The 19,283-nt window shown below is 38.6% G+C and carries 14 protein-coding genes, 1 tRNA gene and 3 pseudogenes; 7 read left to right on the top strand and 11 right to left on the bottom strand.

What is annotated here, in order from left to right; translation table 11 throughout:
• The first annotated feature begins 4 nt into the window (after window positions 1-4).
• Complete coding sequence (locus tag BacF7301_RS24380; protein WP_167966796.1) at window positions 5-589, top strand: nucleotidyltransferase domain-containing protein; 585 nt, start codon at window positions 5-7, stop codon at window positions 587-589.
• A 36-nt stretch (window positions 590-625) separates the two neighbouring features.
• Here BacF7301_RS24380 and BacF7301_RS24375 read toward each other — a convergent pair whose 3' ends face one another.
• Window positions 626-1,393 carry a helix-turn-helix transcriptional regulator gene (locus BacF7301_RS24375; RefSeq protein ID WP_167966795.1) on the bottom strand — a complete coding sequence of 256 codons (768 nt, stop codon included), beginning with the start codon at window positions 1,391-1,393 and terminating at the stop codon, window positions 626-628.
• A 283-nt stretch (window positions 1,394-1,676) separates the two neighbouring features.
• On the opposite strand from BacF7301_RS24375, the gene rbp reads away from it, so the two are divergent.
• The 3 genes from rbp to BacF7301_RS24360 all read left to right on the top strand — a co-directional run bounded on the left by rbp (window position 1,677) and on the right by BacF7301_RS24360 (window position 4,041).
• Window positions 1,677-1,979, top strand: coding sequence for an RNA-binding regulator (gene rbp / locus BacF7301_RS24370; RefSeq protein WP_167966794.1), 303 nt, complete (start codon window positions 1,677-1,679; stop codon window positions 1,977-1,979).
• Between the two features lie 376 nt (window positions 1,980-2,355).
• Window positions 2,356-3,480 carry a DEAD/DEAH box helicase gene (locus tag BacF7301_RS24365; protein ID WP_167966793.1) on the top strand — a complete coding sequence of 375 codons (1,125 nt, stop codon included), beginning with the start codon at window positions 2,356-2,358 and terminating at the stop codon, window positions 3,478-3,480.
• Between the two features lie 54 nt (window positions 3,481-3,534).
• Window positions 3,535-4,041, top strand: a complete 507-nt coding sequence (locus tag BacF7301_RS24360; protein ID WP_167966792.1) for a cold-shock protein — start codon at window positions 3,535-3,537, stop codon at window positions 4,039-4,041.
• 273 nt (window positions 4,042-4,314) lie between these two features.
• Here the strand turns inward: BacF7301_RS24360 and BacF7301_RS24355 are convergent, their stop codons facing one another.
• The 4 genes and pseudogenes from BacF7301_RS24355 to BacF7301_RS24340 form a co-directional block, all read right to left on the bottom strand.
• Window positions 4,315-6,615, bottom strand: coding sequence for an AAA family ATPase (locus BacF7301_RS24355; RefSeq protein WP_167966791.1), 2,301 nt, complete (start codon window positions 6,613-6,615; stop codon window positions 4,315-4,317).
• A 7-nt stretch (window positions 6,616-6,622) separates the two neighbouring features.
• Window positions 6,623-7,993: an AlbA family DNA-binding domain-containing protein gene (locus tag BacF7301_RS24350; RefSeq protein ID WP_167966790.1), complete on the bottom strand. Its 1,371-nt coding sequence runs from the start codon at window positions 7,991-7,993 to the stop codon at window positions 6,623-6,625.
• A 160-nt stretch (window positions 7,994-8,153) separates the two neighbouring features.
• Window positions 8,154-8,882 (bottom strand): SLATT domain-containing protein, encoded by a 729-nt coding sequence (locus BacF7301_RS24345; RefSeq protein WP_010993355.1) that lies wholly within the window; start codon window positions 8,880-8,882, stop codon window positions 8,154-8,156.
• 58 nt (window positions 8,883-8,940) lie between these two features.
• A pseudogene (locus tag BacF7301_RS24340) lies at window positions 8,941-9,311 on the bottom strand (AlbA family DNA-binding domain-containing protein); the annotation flags it as partial.
• A gap of 339 nt (window positions 9,312-9,650) precedes the next feature.
• Here BacF7301_RS24340 and BacF7301_RS24335 point away from each other — a divergent pair.
• Window positions 9,651-10,220 carry a Crp/Fnr family transcriptional regulator gene (locus BacF7301_RS24335; RefSeq protein WP_167966789.1) on the top strand — a complete coding sequence of 190 codons (570 nt, stop codon included), beginning with the start codon at window positions 9,651-9,653 and terminating at the stop codon, window positions 10,218-10,220.
• A 90-nt stretch (window positions 10,221-10,310) separates the two neighbouring features.
• Window positions 10,311-10,583: pseudogene (locus BacF7301_RS24330) on the top strand (cupin domain-containing protein); the annotation flags it as partial.
• Here BacF7301_RS24330 and BacF7301_RS24325 read toward each other — a convergent pair.
• From BacF7301_RS24325 to sppA, 6 genes and pseudogenes are all read right to left on the bottom strand, one after another.
• Window positions 10,583-11,515: pseudogene (locus tag BacF7301_RS24325) on the bottom strand (phage integrase SAM-like domain-containing protein); the annotation flags it as partial. The pseudogenes BacF7301_RS24330 and BacF7301_RS24325 sit on opposite strands and share 1 nt — an antisense overlap.
• 251 nt (window positions 11,516-11,766) lie before the next feature.
• Window positions 11,767-11,839, bottom strand: a tRNA-Phe gene (locus BacF7301_RS24320).
• Between the two features lie 160 nt (window positions 11,840-11,999).
• On the bottom strand, window positions 12,000-13,034 hold the full coding sequence (thiL, locus tag BacF7301_RS24315; RefSeq protein WP_167966788.1) for a thiamine-phosphate kinase: 1,035 nt from the start codon (window positions 13,032-13,034) through the stop codon (window positions 12,000-12,002).
• A 16-nt stretch (window positions 13,035-13,050) separates the two neighbouring features.
• Window positions 13,051-13,860, bottom strand: coding sequence for a purine-nucleoside phosphorylase (locus BacF7301_RS24310; protein ID WP_167966787.1), 810 nt, complete (start codon window positions 13,858-13,860; stop codon window positions 13,051-13,053).
• Entirely contained in the window at window positions 13,823-14,953 is a 1,131-nt protein-coding gene (gene lpxK / locus BacF7301_RS24305) for a tetraacyldisaccharide 4'-kinase (protein WP_167966786.1), read from the bottom strand. Before lpxK ends, BacF7301_RS24310 begins: the two co-directional genes overlap by 38 nt.
• Before the next feature lie 10 nt (window positions 14,954-14,963).
• Window positions 14,964-16,742 carry a signal peptide peptidase SppA gene (gene sppA, locus BacF7301_RS24300; protein WP_167966785.1) on the bottom strand — a complete coding sequence of 593 codons (1,779 nt, stop codon included), beginning with the start codon at window positions 16,740-16,742 and terminating at the stop codon, window positions 14,964-14,966.
• 291 nt (window positions 16,743-17,033) lie between these two features.
• On the opposite strand from sppA, the gene BacF7301_RS24295 reads away from it, so the two are divergent.
• The gene (locus tag BacF7301_RS24295) at window positions 17,034-19,229 is read left to right on the top strand and encodes a GH92 family glycosyl hydrolase (protein WP_167966784.1); all 2,196 of its coding nucleotides are present in this window, start codon (window positions 17,034-17,036) and stop codon (window positions 19,227-19,229) included.
• Window positions 19,230-19,283 lie beyond the last annotated feature (54 nt).

The following is a 19,283-nucleotide window of genomic DNA, read 5'->3' as shown; positions in this document are numbered from 1 at the left end:
AAAAATGAATATCCTCGATATTGCAGAACGGAATCAGCAGAAAGCATGGGAGATAGTAGCGAATACTAATGTTATCCCGATATGGGAAAGTATAGGTGCCCGGATTAACTTGGTGGGTTCTTTGCGCACAGGATTGTTGATGAAACACCGGGATATTGACTTCCATATTTATACCCCTACTTTGACTTTGGCAGATAGTTTCCGGGCAATGGAGAAGCTGGCGGAAAATGAATCTGTCAAGCGGATAGAATACATGAATTTATTACATACCGTTGAGGCATGTATCGAGTGGCATGCCTGGTATCAGGATGCGGAAGGTAAACTCTGGCAGATTGATATGATTCATATTCAGGAAGGTTCCCGATATGATGGATATTTTGAAAAAGTGGCCGAACGGATTTCTAATGTTCTGACGGACGAGACAAGAGAGAGTATTTTGAGATTGAAATACGAGACTCCTGATTCGGAGAAAATTATTGGGATAGAATATTATCAGGCGGTTATTCGGGATGGTGTGCGAAGCTATCCGGAATTTGAGGAATGGAGAAAGCGACACCCGATGACGGGGGTGGTGGAATGGATGCCTTAGACGGACTGATAGCTTCGGAAAAGGCGTGTGAGTTAATCAACCTAGCAGTCCGGTTTCCTGTCCCAAGTGAATAGCTTCGATAGAATTCTGTACACCTAGTTTACGTAACAGGTTTTGCCGATGGATATTGACTGTGTGAATACTGATACATAGCTTGTCTGCAATCTCTTTACTTAACAGTCCTTTTTGAATAAGCCGTAATATCTCTATTTCCCGATGAGTGAGGTTGGTAGAAGGTATGGACAAAGAGGATGGAGAGAAGAACTCTCCGTTCTTTAGATTCAGAACAGTGCAGTCTACTGTTTCGGAATGTTTCTGGTCGGGTGAAATGTCCATGTTGCCTATAACAAGCCATGCTTTGCCGTTACGGTCTTGCTCCAAAACTTGATGCCGGCTGGTGACACGTATATATTGTTGCCTGGCATTGAGTATGCGGAAACTGTAAATGTTGGAATATTCATTCCGCTGTTCGAGGGGCAGACTGTAAATAAATTGACTTAACGTGACCTGTAATGCTGCCAGTTGCGCACGGTCGTCCGGATGAATACGTGATTCCAGATAATCGCCCTGTTTTTCCAGAGTTTCTATTTTGTGGCTGTCATATCCCAGTAAATCAACGAAATTCGAGGAAGCATACGTGTAACTGCATTTGTAGACATCGACAACGAATGTGCAGCTATGACTGATTTTAGAAAGCCGGTGAAGCATGGACTTATCCCGTTCCCACGCGGTGTAATCAATATCGTTGGCGGACAAGCATTGCTTTGCCCACATTTCTTCCCGGGTGGTATGAGTTGTTTTCATATAGGATAGTGAAGTGGTAAATTAGGGTTAATTGCTTAGAGTGCGGCAAAAATAGAGATATTTCTAATACTTTAGGTGCTAATAAATGATAATTATCGTCTTTCTTCCGAAAAAGAATGAATATAAACGTATTTTTCTGATTTATTACATTATCTTTGCTCCCAGAGTTTGAGTTACGAATCATTATCGTATAGTTCTCCTTTTAATATATTATTAGTAAGTAGGCCTTTTCTGTAATTATCCTCCTCACTCCAATTTAGTATTTATTTTAATAAAAGTTTAAATGAACATTTACATCGCAGGTTTAAGTTATCGTACAAACGATGCGGACTTAACAAATTTATTTGCAGAGTTTGGAGAAGTTTCTTCAGCTAAAGTAATTATGGATAGAGAAACTGGAAAATCCAGAGGATTCGCTTTCGTAGAAATGGCGAACGACGAAGAAGGACAAAAAGCAATTGACGAATTGAATGGCGTAGAATACGACCAAAAAGTTATTTCAGTAAGCGTTGCACGTCCTCGCGCTGAAAAACCGTCATACGGTGGAAACCGTGGAGGTGGTTACAACAATTCCAGAAGATATTAATATCCGGACTTTGGGAAAGCGGAGGAAATCTTTCTTCTGCTTTTCTATAAAGTCTTTCTATATCCGCCTTTATGATTTGTCTGTGGAGGCTGTTTTAATCTGACAGCCGGAAATGAAAATCATCTAACAATTAAGTTCTGCTAATTCTCACTCCTCTGTGTAGTGCAACTAGGATACCCCAGATCCTGATCTTTTCATGTCTAAAGAAGAATTATTAGGCTTTATTGCAATTTGAAGACTCTTGAAAATCAAGAGTGTAAGTTTAATAATTATATCACAAAGTCTATATTGATAATTGTGCTGGCATTATCGTAAACATTTGCATGAAATGTTTTCAGATGCTCCGGCGTAAGTACAGGTATAGCAAATTACATTTATGACATTTAAAGATTTAAAAATAACCGAACCGATTTTAAAAGCAATTGAAGAAAAAGGATATACTGTGCCGACTCCTATTCAGGAAAAAGCGATTCCTGCCGCATTGGCGAAAAGGGATATATTAGGTTGCGCACAAACGGGAACAGGGAAGACTGCTTCGTTTGCAATTCCTATCATCCAGCATTTACATGAAAACAAAGAGCCTGGTAAACGTCAGGGCATTAAAGCACTGATATTAACGCCTACCCGTGAACTGGCTTTGCAAATCAGTGAGTGTATTGATGATTATTCAAAATATACCCGTGTGCGTCACGGGGTTATCTTCGGCGGTGTCAATCAACGTCCTCAGGTTGATATGTTGCATAAGGGAATTGATATTCTGGTGGCGACTCCGGGGCGTTTGCTTGATTTGATGAGCCAGGGACATATACACTTGGACAAGATACAATATTTTGTGCTTGATGAGGCAGACCGTATGCTCGATATGGGATTTATTCATGATATTAAGCGGATATTGCCAAAGCTCCCGAAAGAAAAGCAGACCTTGTTTTTCTCTGCGACAATGCCGGATAGCATTATTGCATTAACTAAATCTCTGTTGAAGAACCCGGTGAAGATTTATATTACACCGAAATCATCTACGGTAGATTCAATTAAGCAAATTATTTATTTTGTAGAAAAGAAGGAGAAGAGCCAGCTCTTAATCTCAATTTTGCAAAAAGCGGAAGAGCAATCGGTATTAGTTTTCTCACGAACGAAGCACAATGCTGATAAGATCGTCAGAATATTAGGTAAAGCAGGTATTGGCAGTCAGGCTATTCATGGAAATAAAAGTCAGGCAGCCAGGCAGTCCGCACTGGGAAACTTCAAATCGGGAAAAACCAGAGTAATGGTAGCTACCGATATTGCTTCCAGAGGAATTGATATTAATGAATTGCCGTTGGTAATCAATTATGATCTTCCTGATGTGCCCGAAACTTATGTACACCGTATTGGGCGTACCGGAAGGGCAGGAAATGAGGGAACTGCACTTACATTCTGTTCACAGGAAGAACGCAAACTCGTCAATGATATTCAGAAGCTGACGGGTAAGAAATTAAATAAAGCTGATTTTATTATTTAAAATCAGCAATTTACACTATCTTTAAAGTATAATATAAAACTAAATATAAATTCTATGGCAAAATCCATGACAGTTGGTAAACGTGAAAATGAAAAGAAAAGAATCGCTAAACGGGAAGAAAAACTAAAGAAGAAAGAAAGTAGGAAATTATCAGGTACTAGCAGCTTTGATGATATGATTGCTTATGTGGACGAGAACGGAATGATTACCTCGACTCCACCGGCCGACAATATTCAAAAGGAGGAAATCAGCCTGGATGAGATAATCATAGCAACACCGAAGAAAGAGGAAGAAGAACCGGCTATCTTGAGAGGTCGTGTTGAATTCTTTAACGAAGCAAGAGGCTTTGGTTTTATTAAAGACCTTTCAGGAGTTGAAAAGTACTTCTTTCATGTAAACAATGTTGTTGGTACTATTGCGGAAAATAATATCGTTACATTTGACCTTGAGCGCGGAGTAAAAGGGATGAATGCAGTCAATATATGTTTGGAAAACAAATCTAAATCGGAAAATTTGGCTCAGACTAAACCTGAACCTGAACCTGAATCTGAATCTGAATAAGAAAATGGGACGTTTGCAGATGCAAAAAGAAGGATAAAAAAATCCCTTGAACTTTCAAAAGTTCAAGGGATTTTTTATATTACCGAATCGATAGTGGTACCACCAGCAACCGAAAATGGTTTGATATGGCACTATCTTTCAGTAAGTTATATCTTTGCTACGATGTAAGTCCCTTGAATAAGGTTTTCACAGCTTTGCATCGTTCAACACAAGTTTGTATCTTGGGTACGATTTCTGAATGCAAAGATAATAATTATATTCTATTTTTTAAACTTAAATATCTTTTTTTTCTATACCTTCATATAAAGAGGATAGGTGCGCAGGGTCCTTACTCAGTAACACATATAAATCTAATATAATATCTTCTAGTTTAAATATTAATGCATTATGTTGAGCAACCCTTTCAAATGAGGTGAAATGAGAAAATGTATGTAATATTTTTAATTCGTTGGCATCTCCAATTAATATTTTCACTCTATTATCTATTTCATCTTTGTTACCCGGTAGTTTGATTAAAGTATATATCTCTAAAAAACGTCTGATAACATTGGGCATTATGTAACTCTTTTCTTCTGGAAATCCTGCGTCTTTAAATTTGTCTATTTCTGAAAATAAATAGATGTATTCAGAATTATAACTGCTCAACTCTTTGGGGATATCTGTAAGTGTTGATTCAGTGTTGTTTTTTCTTTTTAAAAAGAAAGAATTGCAGCCTTTTCCGTCTTTGTTTCTTTTGATATTGTTTGCCGTTTTGATAAATGAGTAAAACTCAAAACTATGCGTGGATATAAATAATTGTTTAAAGCAGGAAATTATTTTTGATGGATTTTCAGCATCAATGCCCCTTCTGAAGAAAAAAGAGTTGATAAGTGATGATACCTGTGCGATATGGTTAGCATCTAAACTTGATATAGGGTCATCAATGTAAATTATTGTATCCATGAGTTTATTTGTCTGTAAACTGTCTAGCATAACCATGAAATGTGAAAAAGCGATAGCTGTCATTTCTCCATCACTTAAATTTGTTGCTATATTGATTCCACGTTTTAGAATGAAATAATCATCGTCAGTAACTTCTATAGATATATCATCCCTATTAAGAAAGAGATGGATGAACTTATTTAGCTCTTCCTTTCCTTTAGTAATAGTTTTTAATTGTGCTTCAAGCTCTTTGTTTTCTAATTTAATCTTATTGATTATATTTTTGCAATTCGTACCTAAGTGCTCTTCACACTGTTTCAGTCGTTTTATCTCATAATATTGTTCGTCAATAAGGTACTTTGCGATGAGGTGTTTTTTATAAATATCCCTTGCTCGTTCTCTGATGACTCCAAATTCTTGAATATTTTTATTATGCTTATTGAAGATATCTTTTGCACTTCTAACCCATTCTTCAATTTGCGTAATAAAGTCTATATCAATCTCAGATGGTTTTTGTTTAATAAATATGTATTGAGAATCTTTTTTAACTAAATCATCTTGTAGTATGTCCAATGCTGAAATGTAATTTGCTTTAACTGTGCTATATTTTGCCAATAGAGAAGAAAATTCTTGTTGACAGCAGTCCATTAAATCATTTACGCTTTTTTTACTCCAGTCTAATTCTTCGATTTTTTGCTTCTCTGTGTTTATTTTTATTTTCAGATTTGTAATTCTTACTCTTAGCTTTGCTGCTTCATTAGTATAAAAAGCATTTAAATATGTAAGACGACTGTCATCAATGTTATTTCCGCAAAAAGCACACTTTTTTATTATTGGATTTTTTTCTATGTAAATATTATATCCGCTCTTTGCCCAATTATATAAATCTATATCGTTAGACAAGAGAGAGTCTTCTTCAGTTTTTGTTGGTTCTGATTGTAGTATTAGTTTGTATTCATTATATATGTTTTCAAATTCCAATATGCTAGAAGTTTCTATCGGTATTTCTTGTTTTGGATTTTGAGTGAGTGCAGTTGCTTTTATCTCTCCTAATTGTTTGGCATCTAGTAATACGTAAGTTTCTAATGGAGCAGATAATGTGTCTATTATCTTTTTTAGATGCCCTTTATTGAATTCTATTAGGCTGTTGAAACAATCATTTTTTATTCTTCCTGCTTCCTTTGTGAATTTTGTTTCAAATTCATTAAATTTTAAAATGTTTTCTTGATGTTTTTCCAATAACGACTCGGCTTTTGTAATAAGATTATTATTACTAGTGATTTTATCACGTGTTTCAATATTGCCACCCACATCAAAAGTAATGCCTTTAATACGATTATTTGTTCGTTCAAAAGATAAATTATCTCGTATAAAGTCTGAATTGAAAATTTTTACATTTAATGGTGATGAATTTCTGTTTTCATGAGTGATAATTTGTCCATTAGTCAATTCAACTTCAAATTCTATATCTGAATGTTCTATAGGAATTTCGTAGTCTTTATTCAAAAATGAAAATAATCTAGACAATGTGGTTTTTCCTGAATAGTTCCATCCATATATGATGTTTTTTTCATTAAAATCTCGGGTATTTCCATTCATTCTATAATTACTGAATACACCAAGGTTCTTTATTGATTTTATCCTCTTTATCATATCTTTCTTATTTTGTATAATACCCTCCTGTTTTTGGAGCACCTCTAAATTCTATCAAGCCTTTTTCACTCAAAGATTTAAGGTAGCGCATAGCTGTTCTCCAGCTTTTAGAAATACTTTCTGCTATTTCTGAAGCATTTAATCCCGGTTTGGCTTTAAGCAGGTTTATTATTGCTTGTTCATTCTCGTTTACTATGTCATTTACTATGTCATTTACTATGCCATCCGTGGCATAGTTCTTTGCACCTCGTTTGAACACTACCGTAAACATCCCGTCCGTATGAAATTCAGGCTCAGGAAGATTGGCTTCTTTCATGGCTTCCTGCATACGGGGAATACCAGATGCGACCCTTTCGACCAAATGCATACGGGTGAACAATCCAAAGATTAACGGGTTACGTGTCATACTCTTGTGTCCGAAATCTTTAGCTACGATAGGCAAAAGCCCTCCGGGATTAGAAACCTCTACCCGGTCATCAAACATTTCTATCGTAATGGTTGCTCCCTGTTCGTAATAGTCACGATGTGAGAGAGCGTTAATAATGGCTTCTTTAAATACCGTAAGAGGAATTTCCCAAATTTCTTCTCTTGGTCCTGCTCCCTCAATTTTATAAGCTACTTGCAGTTTACTTTCCAGCCATGCCATAGCCTGCAAATATTGTTGGTATAGTGGACCACCAAAGGTTTTATCATCTATGATATATACTTTGGTTGTTCCTTTGAAAAGGACACATCTTGTTACTGCGTGTGGAAACTTCCGTTCAGGTTGTTTCCCAAAGAACATGGCTGCTCCATTCTTGGCTACTCCTTTATCCGTAAACAGTTCCAAATTCTCAAATATCTGTTTATTGGCAGTCAATGGACTTAGCTTTGCTTCCGTGCGAAAGTCTTTTATCGCTTGTTCGTCTGCATCTTTGTAGATATTGAACCATGAGCAAGGAATAGCATCAAAAAAGATTTTGTTGCATTCCTGAAAGAAACTGCGCATTTCTTCGACAGTACGAAGTTTCTGTGAGTTTGCTCCCTCACGCACAAAGATAGAACCGGAAAATATATAAGGTTTATCTTTCCCTGATGGAACATCAATTACCCAAACTGTCTTATCTTCGATATTTACCACATACATCTCACAATGGAGGGCCGGAGATATTTCACTGATAGAGCCTTGGATGGCTGAACGTTTATCATTATCCAAACCTGTACCGATAATTTGTCCATTATCATCTACACCAATAAGTAGATATCCTCCGTCTGCATTAGCGAAAGCGCAAATTTCTTCTGTTAGTTCACGAACTTTTGAAGGAACACGAACTTTAAATTCTACATTATAGCCTTCTCCGCTATCAATGAGTGACTGTAGGTTTTCTGTGTAAAGCATAATTTTCTGAAATAGTGGTACAAAGTTAATTGTTTGTTGGGTAAGTAGTTCATAAACTCCTGCCTATTTGTCATGAAAGTCTCTTTTATCTTAGATATGATGGACCTGAGAAAATCTAAAAACAGGATGCTCTTTAAAATCTCATCATGAAGATTTCCGTTTATTTTAGGAATGTTCCTAGATTGATTATACAAATGGAGCAATACAAAATGGGAAGAATGAATACACAAAAATAGTAAGCAGAACGAACTAATATAAAGTATCTTATATGATTAAAAAAACTAGAATATAAGCTTATATTAAAATATTCTCTTTTCTCCAACTTGAACATTATTAAATCAATAGGCAAATGATTATTGTATCTATCGAGTATCTTTTCATATTCACCCTTTATTTTAAGAACTTCCTGCATACTATGTTCTGATTTTACTTTTAATGACCGTAGTTCATTATATAATTTTGCTATTTCCAAAGCGCATTCGTGATAATTTTTAGCATGAACAGAGTAATTTTTTGCATAAGCAAATTGGCTAAAAACTAAAATTAATATGGAAAGTGAGATGGATATAAATGTACTGCAATTATCAGGAAGAGTAAAAAATGGTATTTTGCATAGATTTAAAACACTAAAAATAATCAAATATGAGGATACCCATCCTACAATACGATTATATCTAGCATCTAATTCTTCGCATCGTTCACTTGCCTTAAATCTAGCTCCTTTCGTAACCCATAGTTTGTAATTTAATTCAACCTCAAAATTATTATCTTTTAAGTATTCTGGAATGTACTTTTTCTTATTACGTATATTCTTGGCTCTTCTTGTCTTATTATAATACTTTTTGAAAGAACTTGAATCTGGTAATGTTTCAATAATATAGCGGAACATAATATGTGTTTTTGATTAATATTGACTATTGCTGAGTGACAATGCTCTGTTATTCATATTTTGGGGAACAAATACTTTCCCGCACAAGGATAAAATCGGGAAATATATAAACTTGTCTTTCCCTGATAGGACATCAATTATCCAACTTGTTTTATTCTCAATACTTACCGCATATGTCTCACGATGAAGAGTCGGAGATATCTCACTGATAGAGCCTTGAATGGCAGAGTGTTTGTCATTTTCCAAATTTGTGCCAGTAATCAGTCCATTATCATCTACCCCAATAAGTAAATATCCTCCGTCTGCATTGGCGAAAGCGCAAATTTCCTCTGTTAGTTCACGAACTTTTGAGGGTACACGGACTTTAAATTCTACATTATAGCCTTCTCCGGTATCAATGAGTGATTGTATGGTTTCTGTATTTATCATAGACATCTATAAATATAATGCAAAAATAGCTATTTGTTTGGTAATCTCTTTATTAATACAGCTTTATTTGTTGTTGTGGCTTTTAATTGCTTATTTGTGAATCCCTTAATTCAATTTACGTTTTCACTTAATGAAAATAAGAATTTTATCAGTTGAATAACAAGTGCTTAGACGAAGTGTAAAGAATAAGCTGTAACGATATAGAAACGAAATAATTTCTTCAATCTGTTTAGCATTTCCATTGTTTCAAAACCTCACTATAAAAATAGTGATTTTGTTTGTTAAATGGAGTATCTGTTTGAAGTCTTTTGGGTAATTTTGTACTCTCAAACGGTAAATATGATATTAGAAGACTTAATAATCAAGGAAATAGGTCTATTATTCAATTCATATGGAAGATTGATGGATGTATGCGATGAAGTTGTTTTGAAGAAGAAAGAATTTTTATTGCATCAGGGACAAGTATGTTCATTTATTGGTTTTGTAGAAACGGGAGTTTTACGTTCTTATATAGAGAAGGAAGGAGATGATTATATCAGTGACTTTTATTTTGAAGGTGCATTTACCACATCATATAGAAGTTTTTTGACGAGAGAAATAAGTGTAGGAAGTATACAAGCGTTAGAAGATTCGGTTATATATCGTTTGTCTAAATCCGACTATGACCAATTACTACAAGAGTCAAATGAGTGGTATAAATTAGGAAAGTATATAGCAGATACTCTCTTTATAAAAAAATGTAGAAAAGAAACATCATTACTTATGGATAATGCTTTAGGCAGATATAAATTGCTATTACAGACTTATCCTAATATAGAACAAGATGTGTCGCAATATCATATTGCGTCTTATCTCGGAATAAAACCTGAATCTTTAAGCCGCCTTAAATCTCTTAACATAGGTCAATGAAATAAGGTTCTATCTTTGCAGCAAAACAAATCAATCATGAATAAGATAGCGATATTCATTTTATTAATCGTTTTAAATTGTTGCACAAATATGGAAAAGAAAAACGTAGCAAGAACCAATCTTTTTTCTGTCCGATTGAAGGAAAAACAAGGTTTGTCGAAAGTTGAAATTAAGAGAGTTGTTATTCCACAAAGCGGAAAGGCGGAGTATCATTTGCACCCTTGCTCGGTTGTAGGTCATGTCGTTTCGGGAACTTTATTATTTCAGATTGAAGGTGAAAGTCCTCAATTGCTAACAACAGGAGAAGCATTCTATGAGCCTAAGAATAAGCCGATATTGCATTTTGATAATGCATCAGATTCCGGATTGTCCTTGTATTTTTCAAGTATCTGCTTTGGAATGCTCAAAAGCGGAATGTTACAAAGATTGTTTGTTTTTTCACGGGCTTTTACTATCCACAAGTTGCCGTTGCTATCCTCTGAAATATGTTCGGGATGTAAATTATATACGTCTATAAACGCTAATCCGGTGTACACACAGAAAATGAATACATCCCGTACCAGTTCCAGCCGTTCTATCTTAAATTCTTTCTGCCATATCTTATTAATTTCAGTTTGGCTAAGGAACTGTTTGTTTACTTCCTCCTCGTGAAACTTGATTCCGGCAAACGGATTTTTTGTTATCCATTCGTTTGCAATAGTAAGGTTTATCACTTTCTTGAAACACTTCATATAACGGATAACGGTATTTTGTGCGCAATGCTTTTCCGTTTTCAGGTATAAATCAAAGTTGCGCACCAATTCCCCGTTTACTTCACGTAGTAGAATATCATCTACCTTATAATCCCGTTTCACCAGTTCCATAAGATATTTAAGGCAATTATCATAACGTCTTACGGTTATGTCGGCATAATTCGTTCCGATTAGCTTCCGGCAGTTGTCGTTATGCTCCTTGAATACATTATATAATGTCTTGAAAGTTTCGTCCTTTCCCTGATAACGGTTTACGATGGCACGGGCAGAAATAATCTTTCCCTCCAGTTCTAAATCTTGATAGATTTGATAGAATTTCACACGTAAGGCATCAATGTAGTGGTTTAGTTCTACGGAATTGCGGTCTTTGCCTATTGATTTCTCTTTGTCCTGCGACCAAAGTGGGACTTTTACACTTCATTTAAGTTGGAGTTCCACATATAAGCGGTCATAAGTGACGCGTACACGCACGGGAGCTTCCCCATTTTTTAACAGTTTGCTTCTCTTGATGAAGAACAAAACGCTGAATCTCTTTCTTTCCATACTGCTCAATTTTTAATGATACAAAGTTAGGAAATCGAACCGAGGACTCTGTTATGTAAAATAGTGCAACGTACTGTAAAAGAATGAAGTAACTATTGCGCAGTGGAACATTCAGGGCTTTCTAAAACCGTCCCCCAAATAAGGACGTACAGTTTGCTTTAATCCCACTTATTTTGCTTATTCTTGGAAATGAAAAATCCCTGAACTTCTTTGAAATTCAGGGATTTACATCGTTTTTCTTTTCTTAAAAGTGGTGCCACCAGGAATCGAACCGGGGACACAAGGATTTTCAGTCCTTTGCTCTACCAACTGAGCTATGGCACCTTGTGATTATTGATTCAGTAATTTCTCTTTTGCGGTTGCAAAGGTAGTGAAACTTTTGGATTCTGCAAGCCTTTCAGAAATAAAAAACACTGATAAAAAGTTAGTCGGCTTATTATCAGTGTTATATAGAACGAAAATATTTTGCTGTATACTGAATATTTTATTTATCTTCTTTTAATGGATTCCATCCCTGTGCTTTTAATTCAAACTCTTGTCCGTCACGGGTGACCAAAGCGCAACCTAACTCCGGTTTAGTGATATGGCCGATGAGGCGGATACCTTCCATTTGCGACACTTTCTCGTGCTCGGCAATAGGTACGGTGAAAAGAAGTTCGTAGTCCTCGCCGCCATTCATAGCGCAAGTGGTCAGGTTCATGTTGAATTCTTCTGCCATGACAGCAGTCTGATAGTCGATAGGGATATGTTCCTCGTAAACACGGCAGCCGGCATTACTCTGCTTGCAGATATGCATAAGTTCCGATGATAAACCATCGGAAATGTCCATCATGGAAGTCGGGGTAATATTGGCAGCAGCAAGTTTCTCGATAATGTCCTTACGGGCTTCAGGTTTCAGTTGGCGTTCCAATAAGTATTCTTTGCCGGTGAAGTCCGGTTGCACGTCTTTTTCGCCTTTTAATACACTCTTTTCACGTTCCAGGAGTTGAAGTCCCATGTAGGCTCCACCCAGGTCACCGCTGACACATATCAGGTCTGTTTCTTTAGCTCCGTTGCGATAGACTACTTTATCCTTATCCGCATCACCTATACAAGTAATACTGATAGCAAGTCCGGTAAGGGAAGAAGTCGTGTCCCCACCTACAATATCAACATTATATTGTTGGCAAGCCAGGCGGATACCTGCATAAAGCTCGTCCATATCTTCTACGCTGAAACGTTTAGATAGTCCGAGAGACACTGTTATTTGCCTGGGAGTGCCGTTCATGGCGTAAATGTCGGAGAAGTTGACTACGGCAGACTTATAACCCAAGTGCTTCAGGGGAACATATGTCAGGTCGAAATGTACGCCTTCCATAAGTAAGTCAGTAGTTACTAGTATTTGTTTCTCGGATGGGTAGGAGAGGACTGCGGCGTCATCGCCTACTCCATATTTACTGGATTCGTTTTCTAATTTGATTCCCTCGGTGAGGCGGTCGATCAGACCGAACTCACCGAGAGTAGCTATTTCAGTTCTCATAAATAGGGTTTGATGTTTAGGCACGGTTGATAAGTTCACGCATGATAGTCGTCATTTTCGGTTGGGCGGCATCGGCTGCTTTCTGGACTTCTTCGTGCGTCACTTCTACGATTTTTCCTTCCACTCCCAAGTCGGTAATAACGGAAATACCGAAAACCTTGATTCCGCAATGGTTAGCGACAATCACCTCAGGAACGGTAGACATACCTACGGCATCCGCACCTAAGATATGGAATAATTTATACTCTGCAGGAGTTTCGAAGGTAGGGCCTTGAGTACCTATATATATACCATGTTGTACCTTGATACCTTTCTCTTTCGCAATCTCGTTCGCCTTACGGATTAGTTCCTTACTGTATGCTTCACTCATATCCGGGAAACGCGGGCCATAGGGGATATTTTTGCCACGAAGCGGATGCTCAGGGAAGTAATTGATATGGTCGGTGATAATCATCAAGTCGCCGATTTCAAAGTCTGCATTCGTACCGCCGCTGGCATTGGATACAAATAATGTCTTGATACCCAATTCGCGCATCACACGTACAGGGAAAGTTACTTCTTTCATCGAATAACCTTCGTAGTAGTGGAAACGGCCTTGCATAGCCATAATATCTTTATTGCCTAATTTACCGAAAATCAGCTTGCCGCTGTGACCTTCGACGGTAGACACCGGGAAATTCGGGATATCCGAATACTTTATTTCGTACTTCTCGGTGATTTCGTTTGCTAAACTGCCAAGTCCGGTGCCAAGAATGATGGCTGTCTCGGGGCTTGTATGCATCTTTTCTTTAAGATAAGCTGCGGTTTCTTGTATTTTCTCTAACATAGTCAATAATATGTTGGTTAAATTTATCTTGTTGATTTTGTAATATCTCTATCTCAATAGGCAAAGCATAGATAAACGGTTTCAGCTCTTCGTCCAGTCCCGGATGGTTGACCAGGCGTGTCGCATCCTTCTCGGTGGTGATTATCAGTCGTTTTTCCCCTGTTAATCGCTTGAACCGTTCCTTTATCTGCTGCATATCTTTATGAGTGAAATCATGGTGGTCACTGAAAGATAACGTTTCTATTTGTTTTGTACAATCTTCCAGTCTTTCCAGGATAGGGGCAGGAGATGCAATGCCGGTGACTAACAATATATCGGTATCCGTTAGTGAAGATAAAGAAATGTCTTTGCCTGCCGGGATTACATTTGCGGCGGTTTCTTTAACTCCCTGTTGGAATACAGGTTGCAGACTCCCATAACGGAACGATGAGAAGAATAACTGCTGATACGGATAAAGGTTCAGCCGTTTAGTGATAATATTGTAATCAATAGGTTTGATGTCCTGAGGACATTTGGTGACAATGACGATTTGTGCCCGGTTCTTTCCACTGACCGGCTCACGCAAACGACCAGCCGGAAGCAGTGTGTCGTCACAGAAAAGACGGTGATAGTCTGTCAATAGAATACTTAGCCCCGGTTTGACATAGCGATGTTGAAAAGCGTCGTCCAGCAGAACGATATCTACTACGGGTTCTTTCAACGCAAGCAGTTTTTCTATTCCATGGCAGCGATTTTCGTCAACAGCCAACGTGACGGACGGGAACTTGGTGTACATCTGATAAGGTTCGTCACCAATCGTCCTGGCGGTACTTTGGGGAGTGGCGAGCACGTAGCCTTGTGTACGCCGTTTATATCCCCGGCTTAGAACAGCCACCTGATATTTATCATGGAGCAACTTTATCAAATATTCGGTATGAGGAGTTTTACCTGTCCCGCCTACAGCCAGGTTACCTACACTAATGACAGGAACGTCGAAACTCTTCGACCGGAACAATCCCCAGTCAAAGAGTTTATTTCTCATTATTACCGCTGCTCCGTATAGCCACGAAACAGGATATAGCCATTTATGTATTTTGAAAAAGTGCTCGTCCATGCAGTACGGTTTATTTAATATTCAGTTCGAATGGAATACGTGCCTGAATCATGGATTGTTCTTTTAAGTTTTTCAGTAAGCCGAATTGTTGATAATACTCGCCTAATTTACTTTTCAGAAGTTGCGATTCTACATAATTAGTCGGCTTCGTGTCGAATAGAGAAGACAGGAAATCCTGCTTGGCAGGATAGGATACTACTGTATATCCTTCAATACCCGCTTTGGCTACGGCAATATCCAATGCCTTGTCAATGCCCCCGAGTTCATCTACCAGACCTAACTCTTTGGCCGTTTCACCCGTCCACACACGTCCTTCGGCAATCTTTTCGATTGCTTCTTTTGTCATGTGGCGCCCTTCGGCACATCTGCCTACAAATGTGTCATATCCCTGGGTAATCATCATCTGTAACAATGACTTCTCACCCTCATTGAAAGGACGCATAATATTACCGAAATCTGAATATTTATTGGTTTTTACCACATCATACGTCAGACCTATTTTTTCAGTTAATCCTTTGACATTCGGAATCATTCCGAAGATACCGATAGAGCCTGTCAGCGTTGTAGGTTCCGCAACAATCGTATCGGCTACACAAGAGATATAATAACCGCCTGACGCTGCATAATCGCCCATGGAAACGATGACGGGTTTTTTAGCTTTCAATTCTTTCACCGCGTGCCAGATTTGTTCCGAAGCAAAAGCACTTCCGCCCGGAGAATTAACACGGAGTACCACAGCTTTCACATCGTCATCTTCTTGCAACTTACGTAAATCGCGGCTCACTTTGGGACCTACGATACCTTCTTCGGAAGCAGAGGAACTGGGATAATCTGTGATTTCACCGGATGCATAGTAAACGGCAACGATATTACCGCTTTTATCTTTGGGAACATTCTTTTTCACATTAATCATATCTGCCAGTCCTAATATGGGAAGACGGTCGTCTTTATCTATTTCCACCATCTGCTTGAGATAGTTGCGTACGTCATTGCGATAAATCAGCGTATCGGCCAATCCACATTTCACGCTTTCTTCTGCCGGATAGAACATTAACATACGGTCTGCATAAGCATTGAGAGAATCGACCGGAAGACTACGGCTGGCAGCTACCCCTTCCGTCACTTGTCCCCAAATGGAATTGATGAAAACTGTAACCTGTTCGCGGTTGGCCGGACTCATTTCAGTAGCAATGAACGGCTCGACGGCAGATTTATAGGTTCCTACCTTGAATACTTGCATCTCCACGCCGATTTTCTGAAGCAGATCCTTGTAGAAGAGAGGAGTGGAAGCGATACCACGCCATTCGATCATACCTTTGGGATTAAGTAATACTTTGTCGGCTACACTGGACAGATAATAAAGCCCTTGGGTATAAGAGTCACCATAAGCAATGATGAATTTTCCGCTTTCCTTAAAATCCAATAACGCATTACGTATCTCCTGTAAGGAAGCGTAGGATGCGCCTAATGAACTAGCCTGCAAATAAATTCCTTTGATATTTTCGTTCTCTTTGGCTTTCTTGATAGACGAAAGAATGTCGTCCAGCCCGTATGTGTTAGACCCGTCACCGAATAACTGTGATAAAATGCCTAACGGATCCTCTTGTGTACGTTCCACCAACGTGCCGTTCAAATCGAGCATCATTACAGAATTCTTTTTTACTATTGTTTCTGTATCCGAGGCAGACATGATACCGAACAGCGTTACCATGCTGATAATAAATAATACAATACTTGACAAAATGATACCTGTCACTGTGGCAAGTGTGAATTTCAAGAAATCTTTCATTGTACTTATTGTTTTTTTGCGCCAGCTTATTATTAAGCTAACAAAGATAAATAATTGAGTTGATATTTATTCAATAAGTCGTACGAATTTTTGTTTTATCACAATGAATCTGTATAAATCAGTGCTTCGTTCGTTTAAGATTTAAGTATATTTGTCAATATACACTCGTCTTAAATGGGAAGAAATCTTTAATTTTGTGGCACAACTATTCATACATTGAATCATACTGTCATGAAAAGAATGATAAATACTCATGTATGTAATGCGACATTAACTTAACACTATATTTGCATGAAAAGAAAAATCCCTTTGATGACTGCTGCTTTGGCAGGTTTATTTATTTATTCTTCCTGCACTCCGACAGAAAAAATGGAAACGCAGGATTATACCCAGTACGTTAATACTTTTATTGGTGCTGCTGATAACGGTCATACATTTCCCGGTGCGTGTTATCCTTTCGGAATGGTACAGACTAGTCCCGTGACAGGTGCAGTCGGCTGGAGATACTGTTCTGAATATGTTTATCAGGACACGTTGATTTGGGGATTCACTCAGACTCATCTGAACGGAACAGGATGCATGGATTTGGGTGATATCCTGGTGATGCCGGTAACAGGTACACGTGCCCGTGCATGGGATGCCTATCGTAGTCACTTCTCAAAAGATAAAGAAGCCGCTACTCCGGGGTATTATACGGTTGAACTTTCAGACCCTCAGGTGAAAGCGGAACTGACTGCTTCTATTCATGCAGCTCTGCATCGTTACACTTATCATAAAGCCGATTCGGCTTCAGTCTTGATTGATTTGCAGCATGGGCCCGCATGGAGAGAAGAACAATACCATTCTCAAGTGAACAGTTGTGAAGTAAACTGGGAAGACGCACAGACACTGACTGGACACGTCAATAACACTGTGTGGGTAGATCAGGACTATTTCTTTGTGATGAAGTTCAACCGCCCTGTTATAGATTCTCTTTATCTTCCGATGGGCGAAACAGAAAAAGGCAAACGTATCGTTGCCACTTTTGACATGCAGCCGGGAGAGGAACTGATGATGAAAGTAGCCCTTTCTACAACCAGTGTAGACGGAGCAAAAAAGAACCTGGAAGCCGAAATTCCTGCATGGGACTTTGACGGAGTGAAAACTGCCGTTCATAATGAATGGAATAACTATCTGAGCCGTATTGAAATAGAAGGTACTGACGATGAAAAGACCAATTTCTATACCTGTTTCTATCACGCACTGATTCAGCCGAACCAGATTTCAGATGTAGACGGTATGTATCGCAATGCTGCCGACTCCATTGTGAAGGCCGGAACAGGAACTTTCTACTCTACATTCTCTTTATGGGATACCTATCGTGCCGCTCATCCGTTCTATACATTAGTGATTCCCGAACGTGTGGATGGTTTTGTAAATTCGTTGATAGAACAAGGTGAAGTGCAAGGTTTCCTGCCTATCTGGGCATTATGGGGAAAAGAAAATTTCTGTATGATTGGCAATCACGGTGTATCAGTTATTGCTGAGGCTTATCGTAAGGGATTCCGTGGCTTTGATGCCGAACGTGCTTTCAATATGATAAAGAAAACTCAGACAGTCTCTCATCCGTTGAAGTCGAACTGGGAAGTTTATACAAAATACGGATATTTCCCGACCGACCTGATAAAAGCGGAATCGGTATCTTCTACTTTGGAATCAGTGTATGATGATTATGCCGCTGCCGACATGGCACGCCGTATGGGAAAAGAGGAAGATGCCGCTTATTTCTCAAAACGTGCGGATTATTATAAGAACCTCTTCGATTCGGAAACTCAATTTATGCGTCCGCGTAAGGCTGACGGAACTTGGAAAGCTCCGTTTAATCCAAGTGCGTTGGGCCATTCCGAAAGTATTGGCGGTGACTATACTGAAGGGAATGCGTGGCAATATACCTGGCATGTACAGCATGATGTACCGGGATTAATCAGTCTGTTTGGCGGTGAAGTGCCTTTCCTGAACAAGTTGGATTCTTTGTTCACAGTTAAGCTCGAAGGTGAAAGCCTGTCGGATGTGACAGGTTTGATCGGGCAGTATGCCCACGGCAACGAACCGAGCCATCATGTCACTTATTTATATGCATTAGCCGGTCGTCCGGAACGTACACAGGAGCTGGTTCGTGAAATCTTCGACACCCAATACAAGAATAAACCCGACGGACTTTGTGGAAACGATGACTGTGGTCAGATGTCAGCCTGGTATATGCTTAGCGCAATGGGATTCTATCCGGTAGATCCGGTGAGCGGAGAGTATGTATTCGGTGCTCCTCAATTGCCGAAGATGGTATTGCATCTGGCTGATGGAAAGACTTTCACGGTGATTGCAGAGAACTTGTCTAAAGAACATCTGTATGTGGATAGCATAACGCTGAATGGAGAACCCTACACAAAGAATTCAATATCCCATGAAGATATTGTGAAGGGTGGGACGTTGGTGTATAAGATGAAGTAATTCTCAAGCATTCTCACTGCGATGAGAAAAAATACTCATCGCAGTGAGAACTTT

Origin of the sequence: Bacteroides faecium (assembly GCF_012113595.1) — a bacterium.
Taxonomy (GTDB): Bacteria; Bacteroidota; Bacteroidia; order Bacteroidales; family Bacteroidaceae; genus Bacteroides; species Bacteroides faecium.
This window is presented reverse-complemented; position numbering and strand designations above follow the sequence as displayed.

Bases quoted from the DNA above. Each gene is read 5' to 3' on its own strand.
- BacF7301_RS24380 (WP_167966796.1), top strand. From the start codon at position 5: ATGAATATCCTCGATATTGCAGAACGGAATCAGCAGAAAGCATGGGAG.
- BacF7301_RS24345 (WP_010993355.1), bottom strand. From the start codon at position 8,882: ATGTTCCGCTATATTATTGAAACATTACCAGATTCAAGTTCTTTCAAA.
- thiL (WP_167966788.1), bottom strand. From the start codon at position 13,034: ATGAGAACTGAAATAGCTACTCTCGGTGAGTTCGGTCTGATCGACCGC.
- BacF7301_RS24295 (WP_167966784.1), top strand. From the start codon at position 17,034: ATGAAAAGAAAAATCCCTTTGATGACTGCTGCTTTGGCAGGTTTATTT.
- BacF7301_RS24375 (WP_167966795.1), bottom strand. From the start codon at position 1,393: ATGAAAACAACTCATACCACCCGGGAAGAAATGTGGGCAAAGCAATGC.
- BacF7301_RS24335 (WP_167966789.1), top strand. From the start codon at position 9,651: ATGATATTAGAAGACTTAATAATCAAGGAAATAGGTCTATTATTCAAT.
- BacF7301_RS24360 (WP_167966792.1), top strand. From the start codon at position 3,535: ATGGCAAAATCCATGACAGTTGGTAAACGTGAAAATGAAAAGAAAAGA.
- BacF7301_RS24365 (WP_167966793.1), top strand. From the start codon at position 2,356: ATGACATTTAAAGATTTAAAAATAACCGAACCGATTTTAAAAGCAATT.
- BacF7301_RS24310 (WP_167966787.1), bottom strand. From the start codon at position 13,860: ATGTTAGAGAAAATACAAGAAACCGCAGCTTATCTTAAAGAAAAGATG.
- BacF7301_RS24355 (WP_167966791.1), bottom strand. From the start codon at position 6,615: ATGATAAAGAGGATAAAATCAATAAAGAACCTTGGTGTATTCAGTAAT.
- BacF7301_RS24350 (WP_167966790.1), bottom strand. From the start codon at position 7,993: ATGCTTTACACAGAAAACCTACAGTCACTCATTGATAGCGGAGAAGGC.
- lpxK (WP_167966786.1), bottom strand. From the start codon at position 14,953: ATGGACGAGCACTTTTTCAAAATACATAAATGGCTATATCCTGTTTCG.
- sppA (WP_167966785.1), bottom strand. From the start codon at position 16,742: ATGAAAGATTTCTTGAAATTCACACTTGCCACAGTGACAGGTATCATT.
- rbp (WP_167966794.1), top strand. From the start codon at position 1,677: ATGAACATTTACATCGCAGGTTTAAGTTATCGTACAAACGATGCGGAC.